The organism is Streptomyces sp. NPDC058092, assembly GCF_042884935.1.
Taxonomy (GTDB): Bacteria; Actinomycetota; Actinomycetes; order Streptomycetales; family Streptomycetaceae; genus Streptomyces.
This window is the reverse complement of sequence record NZ_JBHVSY010000006.1, coordinates 178,692-193,184: the sequence shown is the minus strand read 5'-3', so window position 1 is coordinate 193,184 and position 14,493 is coordinate 178,692. Positions and strand designations below refer to the sequence as shown.

The window sequence follows — 14,493 nt, the reverse complement described above, 5'->3', positions numbered from 1 at the left end:
GTCCGGCTACGTCCCTGCAAGTGGCAACAGATGCCGCCGCCGTTCATCCTCGTCAAGGGACCGGAAGACGCGTCCCCGGGCATGGGCTTCGAGCCGGTCGTAGTCCGGGTCGGCTGACCAGATGCGGGCTGTTCCGTCGAAAGAGGCGGTGAGCAGCCGAGCGCTGTCACGGGACCAGGTGACCGATGACACCTTGTCCTGGTGAACGCCGACGATGGCGACCTCCTCGAACGTGCTGGCGGACCAGACACGTACCGTCCGGTCGTCGGATCCGCTGGCGATAAAGCGGCCGTCGGGAGACCAGGCAACGCAGCGGACACGCCCTTCATGGCCCTTGAACACATCGATACGGCGGCCCGTGGCAACATCCCACACCGCCACGGTCCAGTCGCCGGAGGCAGTGGTGACCCGCTGTTCGTCGGGGGCCCAGGCGACGTCGTCCACGTAGTTGTCGTGGCCTCGCAGGACGGTGAGTTGCCGGCTCTCGGCAACATCCCATAGGCGGCAAGTGCGGTCGTCCGATGCGCTCGCAAGAAGTCGTCCACCGGGAGACCAGGAGATGCGGCCCACCCAGTCCTGGTGGCCGGTCAGAGCGGTGAGCTCGGTACCGGATTCCGCCTCCCGCACGCGTACGATGCCGTCGTGTCCGCCGGTGGCGATGCGGCGGCCGTCCGGTGACCAGGCGCACGCCTCAACGACTTCTCCCCGCTGCTCGACCAGAGTGGTGCCTGTGTCGTCCATGATGCGGAAGACACCGTCGTTCGTGCTGAGCGCTAACCTGCCGTCCTGAGACAGGGGCGACCACGCCACGCTCCAGACCCGGTCATCGAACCGCATCGGCTGTCCGGCGGAAGTCCCGTCGCCCGCGTGCCAGAGTCGTACGGTGGCGTCGTCACAAGCCGTGGCAATCGTCAGCTCGTCAGCGGACCAAGCGGCCTGGTTCACCGGGCCGCAGTGTCCGTCGGCCACTACGGCCTCCGCTCCCCGTGGGCGTAGGTCCCACACGATCGCGGTGCCGTCGGTCGAGCTCGTGGCGAGTTGAGTGCCCGAGGGCGACCATGTCACGCCCCAGACCGTGTCGGTGTGGCCCCGCAGCACGGCCAGCACCTTCGCGTCCTGGGCGCTGACGAGGCGCACGGTGTGGTCGGAGGACGCGGATGCGAGTACCCGGCTGTCCGGGGACCAGGCCAGGTTCCACACGTAGTCGGTGTGGCCGCGCAGCAGCAGCCGCAATGCACCGGTCCGGGCATCCCAGATGCGGGCGGTGTGATCGCCGGACCCAGTGGCGATCGAGAGGCCGTCCGGCGACCAGGCGACGCCTTCGACGAAGTCCGTATGCCCCTCCAGGACGACGGCGTTTCCAGTGGACAGGTCCCACACGCGCGCAGTCTGGTCATGTGAGGCCGAGGCGAGGCGGCTGCTGTCCGGCGACCAGGCAACGCCCCAGGCGTCGTTCCGGTGCCCACAGAGTTCGTGTACGAGGTGCCCCGTTTCTGCTTCCCACACTCGTACGACGCAGTCCTTCGAACTGGCGGCAACGTACGTTCCGTCGGGTGACCAGGCCACCTGCCTCACGATGTCCACAGCTCCGGTCAACAACCGGACGGGCTCTCCGGAGACGGCATCCCAAATCCGTACGACTCGCTCCCGTCCCGCCGTCGCGACGTGTGCGGAATCGGGCGACCAGGTGACCGACTCGACCATTGCACCATCGGACGGCAGAACGAGCAGCGACTGCCCGGATCGGGCGTCGAAGACCCGTGCGCTGCCGTCACGTGACGCGGTGGCCAGTCGCCGGCCGTCCGGAGACCAGGCGATGTGCCGGACCGTGTCCGTGTGCCCGTCCATGCGAGTACGGAGATGACTCGCGGCCAGCGCCGCCATGAGACCGCGGCGGGCCGAGGGCGTCGGCATGCATTCGCCGAGAGCGGCCAAGGACAGGAGAATGGCCCGCTCCGGATGGCTTTCCGCGCTGCCGAGCGCGTACTGGCCGATGCCGTCCGACACACGGCGGAGAAAGGCCAGATCACGTCGCTGCGAGGACAGCACGAGTACGCGAACCGGCTCCGATGCCATGCCTGATTCCTCTAGTGCGGTGAGCCAGCGTTGGGCCAGAATGAGCCGTTCGCCGGTGAGGAGGTAGTCCTCGCTGCGGCCTGAGTGTTCCCAGTCCTCGGCCCACCGTTCCAGCTCGGCCCGCTCGCGCAGTTGCTCCACGCGTGATTCGACCTCCTGGCGTAGCGGAGCCCACTGTCGGAACAGTGCCTCGTGCGTCACCTGCGCGTAGGGCTCCTCCTGACCGGAGGCACCGTCCCCACGTGCGTCGGATACCAACAGCCGTGCATCGACGAACGCGTCGACGACGTGTCGTTCCCGTTCGGTGAGTTCGGACAACGGGACTCGCTTGCGGGCGACTTCCTGCCCTTGCACCGTGACGAATCGGAGGAGGACCTGCAGTACGAAGGCGATCCCGTCAGCGTGGCCGAGCTCGGCCACCGTGTGATCCGCCTGCCGCGCAAGGGCACCCGCCACACCGCCCAGGCTGTGGTACAGCTCTTCGGTGACCGACTCGCCCGGGCCGGATGCGAAGTAGAGCTCCTGGAGGAGATAGGCGAGCAGCGGCAGGGCGTCGTCCGCGCCGGCTTCGTCGACGATGGTGTCCACCACGCCGGGGGCGAAGGAGAGGTCCACCAGCGCAGCGGGGCGCTCCACCACCTGCGCGAATTGGCTTCTCCCCAGTGCACCCAAGGTGATGGGGTGTTGGTAGATCTCGGCATCTCCCGTGGCCAGCAGCCGACCTAGAAAGTCAACTCTGAGTGTGGCCAGCACGCGGACATTCGTGTCCTGCTCCACGCAGAAGCGCAGCGCGCCGAGGAATTGCGATCGTTCCCGTTCACCGGCGAGGGTGACCACCTCTTCGAACTGGTCGATCACCAGGAGCACACGCCGGAACCGGCCGCCGCGCAGACGCGCCAACTCTGCCTTAAGAGCTGCTGGCCCCTGACGCAGGCGCCGTAGGACAGCACTCACAGGTTCCTGTCCTGCGCCTGCGGCCACGATGGCCGAGGCCAGAGCACCGAGCGGATTCGGCCCCGGTGAGAAGGCGGGCACGAGCGTCCATCGGCGGTCCCGCAGCCGTGGCATCACACCGGCTCTGACGAGCGAGGACTTTCCGCTCCCGGACGCGCCGACGAGTACGAGAAACCGATCGGTGGGCCTTTCCGATGAAGTGTGCAGCCTGCGTGTGAGTTCGGCAGCCAGCGCTTCCCGGCCGAAGAACACGGCCGCCTCATCCTCTGCGAAAGAGTCGAGTCCGGGGTACGGGACCCGGTCACGCGGCCAGTCGACCTGCGGCGGTGCCGGGTTCTCCAGCCGGTACACGACGACCTGGCCCACCACCATCGCGACGACCAGCAAGCCGATGGCGGGGACGGACGCCTGTTGGATGACCTGTAACAACCACGGGCCATCGTTGACGTTAGTGGCGTAGTTGGTGACGATGCCGAGCAAGCTGGCGACAAGCACCAGCATGACCTGAAGCGCGAGCTGCATGCGCCGCCTCATGACGCACCGACCGTTGAGTCGTTATTTCTCCGCAGCACAGCGTGCCCCCCGCTCCCCGGTAGCAACGGACATCATCGAACCGGAAGAAGTCGATCTCAACAGCACGTGACAAAACAAGCCACTGTGCGAACGGGGCCAAGAACTGCTCGGATGTATCGCTCAGGCTGCCCGGCCTTCCCCATGCACCGCACCTCTGCTGGATCAGAGATTGCTGTACCGAAGGAAGTCGATCTCAATCGCGTCAAGGCAAACGCTGCAGCGCACGCCATGAGGAGGGCATGAACCAGCAGTCCTGCAACACACGCCCCCGGTTCGTCCTCCGGCCGCTTCCCGGACTCCAAGCCCGAGCCTGCCCCGGACCCGAGCCCGACCCCATATCCGCGTCCACGTCGCCCCGCGTCACCGTCATCGCCACCGCCTGTCCCACGCACGTACACGCCGAACGCCCCCGCGTACAAGCAGTCCGCGACGGCGCGTCACCCCTGGTCACGCTACGCCACCGAACGACACCGTGGAGCCATGACCAGCAATCCACCAATCCCCATGCGTCCCATCCGCACCGCCCAATCTCGGTTCCCCTGGCACCACTTCTCGATGCGCTTCAGCTCCACGCCGCGTGGTGCCCGCCTCGCCCGGCGCCTGGCCGGCGAGCGGCTCGACGCGTGGGGCGTCCCGTACGGCAGCGACACGCACGACACGGTGACGCTGATCGTCGCCGAGCTGAGCGCCAACGCCGTAAGCCACGGCCTCGTGCCCGGCCGCGACTTTCGCCTGCGCCTGTCCGCCGAGGGCACCACCCTGCGCGTCGAGGTCACCGACACCCGCGGCGAGAAGGTGCCCGCCCTCGTCGAACCGTCGGACAACCTGGACGGTGGCGGAGAGGGAGGCCGCGGGCTGCTCCTGGTGGCCGCGCTCGCGGACCGCTGGGGCTGGTACCCGTGCGCGGACGGACCGGGCAAGACGGTGTGGGCCGTGTGTTCCGCGAGCGTCCTGGCGGCGCCCTCGCCGTAGGCCGGCCGTGACCCGTGACTCGTGACCCGTGACCCGTGACCGGAAAGAGGCGCCCCGCGCGCCTCCGTACCCCCGCCACTGGACTGAAGATCGCTCCACCAGGGACACTTGCCCTCCACCCTGCCGAAAGCCGGTCCGGCCGTGCACACCGGCCAGCACACGCACACACGGGGGCAATGTGCCGCAGCAGCAGCCGATCGCGGGTCGGTACGAGCTTCTGGAGCCGCTCGACAACGGCGGCATGGGAGACGTGTGGCGTGGCTACGACGCCGTGCTCGACCGGCCCGTCGCGGTGAAGCTGATCCGGCAGCAGGCCGTCGGCGGCTCGGCGCAGCTGGCGGAGGAGTTCGCCAAGCGCTTCCGCCGTGAGGCCCGTATCACCGCGCGGATCCAGCACCCCGGCGTGCCCCAGGTGTACGACGCGGTGCTCGACGACACGTACGAGCGGCTGTTCCTGGTCATGGAGCTGGTGGACGGGGTGTCCCTGTCCACGTACATCCACCCGGAGCGGCTGCTTCCGGTCAGTTGGGCGGTGGCGGTGGCGGCGCAGGTCGCCACCGTGCTGTCGTACGCGCACGAGGTGCCGGTCATCCACCGCGACCTCAAGCCCAGCAACATCCTGGTCGCCCGCGACGGGACGGTGAAGGTCCTCGACTTCGGGATCGCGGCGATCCTGCGAACCGATGTCACCAAGCTGACCGCGACCGGCACCCCCATCGGCACCTACCAGTACATGGCGCCCGAGCAGGTGCGCGGCGGGCGGACCACTCCGCAGACCGACCTGTACGCGCTCGGCTGCGTGCTGCACGAACTGCTCGGCGGACGCCTGCTGTTCACGGCGGACAGCGAGTACATGGTGATGCACCAGCACGTCAACGCCGCTCCCACTCCGCTGCGGGTACTGCGTCCCGAGGTGCCGCAGGAGCTGGAGGACCTCGTCCTGCATCTGCTGCTCAAGGCGCCCGAGGCACGGCCCGCCGATGTGCAGGAGGTGTACGAGCGGCTGCGGCCCTTCCTGCCGCCGCCCGGCCGGATACCCGGGCCCGGTGAAGCCGGACCGGCGGGAGCCCCGGACCCGACCGGGGTCTTCCGCAACCCGTACGCGCCCCGCGCCCGTGCGGGTTCGGGCCGGTCCGCGCCCGTGGCCGCTGATCCGGCTGCCGGACAGGCCGCCCCTGTTCCCGTACCCGCGCAGTTGCGTGCGGAGATCGACGAGGCGTACGCGCACTCCGACGCGCTCCTGGACGAGGAGCGGTTCGCGCAGGCCGCCGAGGTGCTCGGGGAGATCATCGAGCCCGCCGCCCGTGCGCTCGGCGCGGAGAGCCGGAAGGTCCTGGAGCTGCGGACCCGCCGGGCCGCGATCCAGCTGCTCGGCGGAGACTACCGGGCTGCTCTGCCCGAGTTCGATGCGCTGGCGGACGCCTACGCACGCACCGACGGCCCCACCGGCGAGCCGGCACGCGCCTGCCGCGCCCAGGCCGCGCGATGCCGCGCCGAGCTCGGCCAGGTCACCGACGCGCTCGCCGCGCTGCGTGGCCTCCTCGACGTCGTGCGGAGCGTCGACGGCGATCTCAGCGAGGAAGCCGTCGAGCTGCGCCGCGACATCGGGATGCTGCTGCTCGCCCAGGGGCAGGCGGTCGAGGCCCATCGGATTCTTCGGCCGTTGCACGACGACCTGTGTCTGGTCTTCGGTCCCGGCGACGAGATGACCGAAGAGGTCGGCGAGGCGCTGGCGCTGATCGGCCTCGATCTCGACGGTCCGGCCACCTGACCCCCGTCTCCACCGTTCCGTCCGCTTTCCGGGAGAGTCCGCCCCATGCCCCACCTCGCGTTCGACATCGGTTTCTGCGCCCAGCTCGGCAAGCTCCAGGGCAGTGTCAAGCAGGGGGTGTTCGACGCGTGGGAGAAGTTCGAACGCCTCACTCTGGACCAGCTGTTCAAGGATCCCGGGCTGAAGCTGGAGCGCTTGAAGCGCGCCCGTGATCCTCATATCCGGACCATCCGGATCGACCAGGGGACGCGGGGTGTCGTCCTCGCACCCGACAGCGGCGACACCTACGTACTGCTGCGCGTGATGCCGCACGACAAGGCGATCGACTGGGCCGTCAAGCAGAAGGCCAGCATCAACACGGTGACCCGGGCCGTCGAGATCCGCGACATCGCGATGCTCGACGAGCTCACCCCCGCCTATGAGCGCATCGCGCCCGCTCCCGACCGGCGGCTGTTCGCGAAGGTGTCCGACGGGGACCTGACGGCGCTCGGCATCGACGAAACCACCCTGCGCCAGGCCCGCGCCCTCACCGACCTCGAACAGCTGGAGGTCTTCGCGCCGTACTTCCCGCAGGACCAGCGTGAAGTCCTCGAATATCTCGCCGCGGGCTTCACCGTGGAGGAGGTGTGGCGGGACGTGGTGTCCGTCAGTCTCTCCGCCGCGCCCGCCGACACCACGCCCGTGGACACCGGCGACTTCGCGACCGCCATCCACCGCACCCGTACCCGGATCGCACTCGTCACCGCGTCCGAGGAGCTGCGCGACATCCTCGACAAGCCGTTCGCGGCCTGGCGGGTCTTTCTGCATCCCTCCCAGCACAAGGTCGCCTACCGGGCCTCGTACTCCGGGCCCGCACAGGTCACCGGCGGTCCCGGGACCGGCAAGACCGTCGTCGCGCTGCACCGGGTGCGCCATCTGCTGGGGTATCTGCGTGACGGCGACCGCATTCTGCTGACCACGTACACCAACGCCCTGGTGGGCGCGCTGCGGACCGGGCTCGCCACCCTGGTGGAGGACGAGGCGCTGCGGGACCGGGTGGACATCATGACCGTCGACGCGTTCGCGGGCCGCGTCGTGTCCACCTCTCGGCGGCCGCTCCGGGGCGGCGAGGAGGAGACGCGGTGGGCGCAGGCCGCGGAGGCCACCGGGTTCACCGGCACGGCGCAGTTCCTCGGGCAGGAGTACAAGCACGTCGTCCTCGCGCAGAATCTGCGGACCTTGAAGGAGTACGAGGACTGCGAGCGGCGCGGACGCGGCAGCGGGCTGCCCGCGTCGGCCCGCGCGCTGGTGTGGCGCACGATCGAGGAGTTCAGTGATCGGCTCGGCGCCGACGGGCTCCGCACCTACCTCGGCACGTGTGTGGAGGCCGCGGATCTGCTGGAGGCCGATGGCCCGCGTTACCGGCATGTGGTCGTCGACGAGGCGCAGGACCTGCACCCCGCGCAGTGGCGGCTGTTGCGTGCGGCGGCTCCGGCCCGTCCCGACGACCTGTTCATCGCGGGCGACCCCCATCAGCGTATTTACGACTCGAAGGTGTCGCTGAAAGCCGTCGGGATCAAGGTGGCCGGCCGGTCGGCGAAGATGCGCAAGAACTACCGTTCCACGCACGAGATCCTCTCCTGGTCCACCGCGCTGCTCGTCGGCAGGCCCTTCGAGCAGTTGGCGGACGACGCGGCGAACGAGACCCTGCTGGGCTACCGCTCGGCCCTGCACGGCAAGGGGCCCGAAGCGCACGGGGCGGACACCGAGGAAGCCGAGCTGGACGCGCTCGTCGTACGCGTCCGTGGTTGGCTCGACAGCGGGATCTCCCCGGGTGAGATCGGGGTCAGCGCCCGGTTCAACAAGAACTGCGACAAGGCGGTGCAGCGGCTCAGGGCCGCGGGCGTCCCTGTCGCACGCCTGCGGGGCGACGCGCCTTCCGACGCGGACGCCGTACAGGTCGGCACCATGCACTCCTTCAAGGGGCTGGAGTTCCGGTGCGTCGCGGTCATCGGTGTGAGCGACGGTGCGCTGCCGTACCCGCGTGCGGTGACCCCGGCCGACATCGACCGGCTCCAGCACGAGTCGGACCTGCTGGCGGAACGCTGCCTGCTGTTCGTCGCGTGCACGCGGGCCCGGGACGGGCTGCATGTGTCGTGGTCGGGCACGCCGAGCGAGTTCCTGGTGGAGGCCGGGGTGTGTCAGGCCTCGTAGGCGGGAAGGCCGGGCCGGGGGCGTCGCAGTGCCAGGGCTGCCAGCGCCGCAGGGGCGCCCTTCGGTCCGCGGATGCCCGGGAAGGCGTTGATGTCGACGACGACGGGCGCCCCCTCGCGGTCCAGCAGGTCGACACCGTAGACATCCAGGCCGAAGGCCTCTCCCGTGTGGAGGGCGAGTCCGGTCCAGGCCTGCGGCAGGTCACGGACCAGTGGCGCAGACTGCGCACCGTCCGGCGGGGCGCCCACCGGTGCGGGGCGCACCCCCGCGAACACCTCCCCCGCGATCACCCACAGCTTGTGGTCCCAGCCGCTGTTCGCGACGAACTCCTGCAGGACGACGGGCTCGTCGGGCCACTTGGCTGCAAGGTCCCGGAGCTCGGCCGGACCGTCCACGCGGGCGACCAGGTCCGCGCGCCGGCTGTGGCGGCTCTTGACCATGAGCGGATAGCCGCTCTCCGGCCGCTCCGCTCCGTGGAGGGCTTCGGACAGCGCGTCCAGGGTCCTTGTCCGGGGCATCGGCAGGCCGGCGCCTTCCGCCACGGCGGCGATCCGGCTCCTGTCCTGGCACAGCTCCGTCGCGGCGGCGGAGTTCACCACCCGGGCGCCGTGTGCTTCGAGGAAGCGGGCCAGCGCCAGTGCCCGGGGGGTATGAGCCTTGAGGAGGTAGACGTCGGCGAGATCGTCCGGGGACACCAGTTCCGACGGGGATTCGGTTCCGGTGTCCGGGTTCAGGAACGTCACCCGGTGCTCTGCCTCGACCAGTGCGGAAGAAGCTGCGGCGAGCAATGGATGATTTGGCTTGTCGGTCAGCAGACACACCGTTGCTTTGATCACCGAGTGATCTCGGCAATCCCGGCGTTTCCGCTGGGATGGTCCGTAACGGGTCACCAGAGCGCGAGTTGTGCTCTGGTGGCTTGTTGACGGTCTCCCGTTTCTTTCCCGGCCCGGGGGCTGGGGATTGTGCCGCCTGCCCGCCCCGTCCCGGCCTTGCGGCGCGGGCGGGTGCTGCGGGTCTTGCGGTCGGCTCCACGGGGCTTCAACTCCGCCTTGGCGGGGTCCAGTTCTCCGGCCACTCCGGTACCTGTTGTGCGGGCCGCGAGAGCGACCAGGTTGTGTCCGGCGTTTGCGTCCCGGTCGATGACAAGGCCGCAGTTGTCACACTCGAAGACGCGCATGCTGAGGGGCAGCTTGGCTTTCACCGCACCGCAGCGCGAGCAGGTCTTCGAGGAGGGGAACCAGCGGCCGGCAACGACGAGTCGCGTGCCGTGCCGACGGGTCTTGTAGGTGAGCTGGCGTCGGATCTCGCCGAACGCGGCATCCGCGACCCGGCGGGACAGGCGCCGGTTGCGGCCCATTCCGGCCACATTGAGGTCTTCGATGAAGATCGTGCCGTACTCGGAGGCGAGGCGGGTCGTCATCTTGTGGAGGGTGTCCTCGCGGAGATTCGCGACCCGGTGGTGCACCTTGTTCCGCGCCCGGTTCGCCTGCTCCCAGCGCTTCGATGCCTGCCGACCGGTGCGCCGGTCGGGGCCCTGGCGACGTGAGACGACACGACTGGCGCGGCGCAGCTGCTTCTGCGCGCGGTCGAGGTGGCGTGGGTTGGGTTCCGTAGCGAGGAAACCGTCGCTGTCCGCGAGGACGGCGAGGGTCTTGATGCCGAGGTCGATACCGACCGCCGCGTCCGGGCGGGCGACCTTCACCAGCTGATGCTTCTCCTCGACCTGCAACGACACGAACCAGCGGCCCCGGTCCTGACGCACCGTCGCAGACAGGATCCGCAGGTGCCCGGCATCGACGAGGGCCCGCAGGCGGGAGGCGCTCTCGTGGAGGCGGACGCGGCCGATCCTCGGCAGGGTGACGTGGCGTCCGTCAGGCTCGATACGAATCGTCCCGGTGGTGAACCGGCAGGTCAGGCGTGCTTTCCGTTTCGATTTGACGCGGGGGATGCCCATCTTGCGACCCTTGCGCTTACCGCTCTTCGACTTCGTGTAGTTGTCGAACGCCGCCGACGCGCCTGCCAGGCCGGTGTTGTATGCCTCTTTGGAGTTCTCCTCCCACCAGTCGGCGAAACGCGGGTTGGTGCGCTTGTCCTCGTTGAACGCCTTCCGCAGCGACGGCAGCGACCACGACCGCCACGGTGTCAGCTCGTCCTCGGGAATGCCGTAGGACTGCTCGGCCCCGCGCTGCCACCACGCGGCGGTGACGTACTCGACGGCCCAGTTGTACGCTGCCCTCGCGGCACCTGCGTGCGAGTGCAGGTGGCGGCCGGCCGTGGCGTTCGGGTCCAGCGCGAGCTTGTACGCGAGGACGGTGAAACCGGGCCGGGACTTGAACTTCTTCATCCAGCCGCCTCCGGGCCGGTGGCAACGGCGACTGCCCGGGCGGCGCGGCTCTTCGCGGAGCACCGGCCGTGCAGGCGAGCGCACATCGAGGTCAGGACCTCGGTGATATCCCGTACGAAATCGTCGGCCCTCTCCGCCGGGTCAAGGACGAGCAGGCGCCGCCCCGAGGCCGAAAGGGCGGCCTCCAGATGCTCGACGCCGAACCGGGCGAGGCGGTCACGGTGCTCGACCACGATCGTCCCCACACCCGGGTCGGCGAGCAGCCGGTGCAGCTTGCGACGGCGCCCGCTCAAGCCGGAGCCGACCTCCGTCACCACGTCAGCGACCGAGAGACCCCGGGACGTTGCGCCTTGAACGGTCCGGGCGACCTGGCGCTCCAGGTCCGCATTCTGGTCACCGGACGAGACACGGCAGTACGCCACGACCCGTCCCGCAGCCTGCGGGACCGACTCGGTCACGAGCCACGTACCCGACGGCGTCTGGACGACCGGGACCGGCATACGACCCTCCTTCGCCCAGGTCCACGCGGTCTGGTAATGCACGCCGTTACGCGCCGCCCACTCGGAAAGCTTCACAACATCAGGATATTCACCGAGGATGACTTATATCCACTGAAAGAAATGGGAACTGTTGTTCACCCTCATATCTGCGCGGCTCCCGGCACGGCTGCCAGCATGTCCGCTTCGGGGCCGGGGACGGGGTGCGGAAGAGGCCGTCCCTGGGGGATTTGCTGCTGCGCGGGAATGCGCGGAGCGGGGGCGAACACGCCCGCCCTGGCAGCGCCGCCCGTCCTCGCCAGGTCGAGGACGGCTCCGGCCAACCGGGATACGGCGTCGGGGACCTGACGGAAGCTCGGGAAGTCGTTGATGTCGACGATCACGGGGCCGTCGGGGCCGAGCACCACGTCGATGCCGTACAGATCGAGGCCGAAGACCGCTCCCACCTTCGCCGCCACGGCGGCCACCTCGACGGGCAGGGGGACGGCTCCCTCGTCGACCGGCCCGTCCGGGTGGAGCGGGGAGCGGCGCAAGGTCGCGTGGAATTCGCCCGCGAGACAGTAGACCTTCAGGTCGGAGCCCGAGTTGGACACGTAGGGCTGTGCGATGAGTTGGCCCTCCCCCGCCTGCTCCGTCTCCGCCAGCCGCCCGGGGTCCGACACGAGCCGCACCCCGCGCCCCGAGCTGCCGTCGGCGGGCTTGACCACCAGGGGGAAGAGCTCGTCGGGAACATCCGCGAACAGCGTGGCCCTCGGTGCCGAATAGGTCACCGGAACCGGTAGCCCGTGCTGTCGCGCGATGACCGATGTGAGGACCTTGTCGCGCACCGCGCGGATCGACCGCGCATCGTTCACCGTGGTAAGGCCCACAGCCGCCGCGGCCTCCAGCAGGGTCAGCCCGGGGCCGCCGGACACGGTCTTGAGCACCCAGGCGTCATGGGTCCCCGCCCGCACCTCTTCCGAGATCCGCAGTAGTGAGCCGCCGGGGCGCACCACGTCCACCTGGTGTCCCCACGACGACAGTCGTCGGACCACGTCAAGCGGCATGCCGTCATGCCGGTACAGCTCTTCGACGAGGAAGCAGAGCTTCATCCCAATACCCCTCGGTACCCGCATGACTGATGAGGGCACAACGGTGCCTTGCAGTGCTCTTCCGAACACCACCAAAGGGGCAACGCTACGTCACGCTCGCCCCAAAGCAACCGCCACCGGGTGTTACTGATGGTGCGTTGCCTCATCCAAACAGATCTCCGTCGGGCGCGGCCACGGAGTGGATGGCATTGCACCGACCGGGTCCGCCACGAGGGCACAGAGTACGGATCTGTCTTGAGGGGCAGACATCGCGGCGCGTACGGGCCTACGCGCGGGCGCGCCCGGGGGCACGAGAGGGATGGGTTGGGCGAGGGGGCCGTCAGTGCTGTCGACGGTTCACCGGGATCCTCACCGTCTCCGTCAGCGCACTCCCTGGATGATGCGGCCGACGAACAGCATCGGCACGTTCTGTGCCGGCGCGGAGACCACGCAGCCGACCACCATGAGCGCCATCGTCGCGACCAGCACCCGGCGGCTGACCGGAGAGGAGGCCGGCCCGAGCCGATCCGCGGACCTCGTTGCGGATCACCGCGGCGCCCGCGGTGCAGCAAGACCAGGCAGCGGGGCCTGCGACAAGAGCTGGAGCGCCAGGGCCGCGGCGCGTCATCGACCAGAACCCTCTATCGGAAATGAAAATCGACCACGTCGCACAAATTGACTAAGTTCACAATCAAGGCCAGGATCCAGACAGCCCATGAACAGCTCCACCCTGAGGAATCAGGCTCCCCATGCCCGCCGATCCATTACCGTATCCATGCGGACATACGGACAATCCGCCTGATCAGGCCCGCCATGACGACGACACGGGCCGACTGACGACGAGGACCGAGGACCGCCGTGCAGACCACTCCCCTCAGCCCCGAGGACCCATCGAAACTCGGCGGGTTCGACCTGCTCGGACGGATCGGTCACGGAGGAATGGGGCAGGTCTTCCTCGGTGAATCGCAGAGCGGCGAGCCGGCTGCCGTGAAAGTGATCAAGCCGACGGTGGTGGACTCCGAATCGCGGCAGCGGTTCGCGCAGGAGGTCGAGGTCCTCAAGACTGTCTGGGGTCCGCGCATCGCAGCCTTCCTCGGCGCGGACCCCGAGGCGGAACAGCCGTGGCTGGCGACCGAGTATGTGGACGGCCCCGACCTGGGCAAGCACGTCACGATGCACGGTCCTCTGCCGTCCCTCCTCGTCGCTTCGCTGGGCGCGACGCTCGCCGAGGCGCTGGCCACCGTGCACACGCAGGGGCTGCTGCACCGCGACCTCAAACCCGCGAACATCCTGCTCGGCCCCAACGGTCCCAAGATCATCGACTTCGGGCTGGCCGTCTTCGCCGAGTCGAACGTGTCTCTCACCGCTCCCAACCACGTGGTGGGCACCCCTGTATGCATGGCCCCGGAACAAGCTGCGGGCGTCAAACCGCTTACCGGTGCGGTCGACGTGTACGCGCTCGGCGCGGTACTCCTGTACGCGGCCGGCGAGCACTACCCGTACCAGGCAGCCACGCCCTTCATGGTCTTCCACCTCACGACCGACCCGAACACGGCCCCCGACCTCAGCGGTCTACCGGCCGAGCTGATCCCGCTGCTCACGGCGATGCTCGCCCAGAACCCGTCGGACCGCCCCTCGCTCACCGAGGTGGTCAGCCAGTGCAGGGCGGTCATCGAGGCCCAGGGAATGAAGGTCGCCCAGGCCCGCCGCAAGCTGACCGCGTACACCGCGGCCACCGCCCCGCAGGACATCAGCCCCGAGCCCGCGCCCACGGTGCCGCCGACGCTGCCGTTCGCCGACCTCCGCACGGTGACGGCCGAGCCCACACCTGAACGTCCGCTACCACCGGCACCCACGGTGGAAGCCCCCACACCCACCGCGAAGGAACCACAGCCCGCGCCCGGGCGCCCCGATCCCCGCCGCCGCGCACCCGCCCCCCACACCCTGCGCCACTCCGCCCAGGCCCGCAGGACCGCCGAGCAGCTGCGCAAGGCCTACGCCGCGAAGACTCCGTTCTGACCGGCGCCGACACGGCACGGCACC

9 protein-coding genes are annotated in these 14,493 nt (G+C 69.3%); 4 read left to right on the top strand and 5 right to left on the bottom strand.

The window, feature by feature from the left end; translation table 11 throughout:
* Positions 1-6: 6 nt before the first annotated feature.
* A complete protein-coding gene (locus ACFVV1_RS12715; RefSeq protein ID WP_389988742.1) occupies positions 7-3,552 on the bottom strand; it encodes an AAA family ATPase in 3,546 nt (1,181 codons plus the stop codon).
* Positions 3,553-4,083: 531 nt separating this feature from the next.
* On the opposite strand from ACFVV1_RS12715, the gene ACFVV1_RS12710 reads away from it, so the two are divergent.
* From ACFVV1_RS12710 to ACFVV1_RS12700, 3 genes are all read left to right on the top strand, one after another.
* The gene (locus ACFVV1_RS12710; protein WP_389988739.1) at positions 4,084-4,575 is read left to right on the top strand and encodes an ATP-binding protein; all 492 of its coding nucleotides are present in this window, start codon (positions 4,084-4,086) and stop codon (positions 4,573-4,575) included.
* Between the two features lie 178 nt (positions 4,576-4,753).
* A complete protein-coding gene (locus ACFVV1_RS12705; protein WP_389988736.1) occupies positions 4,754-6,346 on the top strand; it encodes a serine/threonine-protein kinase in 1,593 nt (530 codons plus the stop codon).
* A gap of 45 nt (positions 6,347-6,391) precedes the next feature.
* A complete protein-coding gene (locus ACFVV1_RS12700) occupies positions 6,392-8,539 on the top strand; it encodes a UvrD-helicase domain-containing protein (RefSeq protein WP_389988732.1) in 2,148 nt (715 codons plus the stop codon).
* Here ACFVV1_RS12700 and ACFVV1_RS12695 read toward each other — a convergent pair.
* The 4 genes from ACFVV1_RS12695 to ACFVV1_RS12680 all read right to left on the bottom strand — a co-directional run bounded on the left by ACFVV1_RS12695 (position 8,527) and on the right by ACFVV1_RS12680 (position 12,471).
* Entirely contained in the window at positions 8,527-9,375 is an 849-nt protein-coding gene (locus tag ACFVV1_RS12695) for a RimK family alpha-L-glutamate ligase (RefSeq protein ID WP_389988729.1), read from the bottom strand. The two genes, ACFVV1_RS12700 and ACFVV1_RS12695, sit on opposite strands and share 13 nt — an antisense overlap.
* Positions 9,376-9,425: 50 nt before the next feature.
* Positions 9,426-10,883 (bottom strand): IS607 family element RNA-guided endonuclease TnpB, encoded by a 1,458-nt coding sequence (gene tnpB, locus ACFVV1_RS12690; protein WP_389988726.1) that lies wholly within the window; start codon positions 10,881-10,883, stop codon positions 9,426-9,428.
* Positions 10,880-11,458, bottom strand: a complete 579-nt coding sequence (locus ACFVV1_RS12685; RefSeq protein ID WP_389988723.1) for an IS607 family transposase — start codon at positions 11,456-11,458, stop codon at positions 10,880-10,882. The genes tnpB and ACFVV1_RS12685 overlap by 4 nt, the downstream gene beginning before the upstream one ends.
* Positions 11,459-11,523: 65 nt before the next feature.
* Positions 11,524-12,471: a RimK family alpha-L-glutamate ligase gene (locus tag ACFVV1_RS12680; protein ID WP_389988720.1), complete on the bottom strand. Its 948-nt coding sequence runs from the start codon at positions 12,469-12,471 to the stop codon at positions 11,524-11,526.
* Positions 12,472-13,308: 837 nt separating this feature from the next.
* Between ACFVV1_RS12680 and ACFVV1_RS12675 the strand changes: the two genes are divergently transcribed.
* Positions 13,309-14,469: a protein kinase gene (locus ACFVV1_RS12675; RefSeq protein WP_389988717.1), complete on the top strand. Its 1,161-nt coding sequence runs from the start codon at positions 13,309-13,311 to the stop codon at positions 14,467-14,469.
* The last annotated feature ends 24 nt before the right edge of the window (positions 14,470-14,493 follow it).

Excerpts from the sequence above, each read along its gene's own strand:
- ACFVV1_RS12715 (WP_389988742.1), bottom strand. The coding sequence starts at position 3,552 with ATGCAGCTCGCGCTTCAGGTCATGCTGGTGCTTGTCGCCAGCTTGCTC.
- ACFVV1_RS12710 (WP_389988739.1), top strand. The coding sequence starts at position 4,084 with ATGACCAGCAATCCACCAATCCCCATGCGTCCCATCCGCACCGCCCAA.
- ACFVV1_RS12700 (WP_389988732.1), top strand. The coding sequence starts at position 6,392 with ATGCCCCACCTCGCGTTCGACATCGGTTTCTGCGCCCAGCTCGGCAAG.
- tnpB (WP_389988726.1), bottom strand. The coding sequence starts at position 10,883 with ATGAAGAAGTTCAAGTCCCGGCCCGGTTTCACCGTCCTCGCGTACAAG.
- ACFVV1_RS12680 (WP_389988720.1), bottom strand. The coding sequence starts at position 12,471 with ATGAAGCTCTGCTTCCTCGTCGAAGAGCTGTACCGGCATGACGGCATG.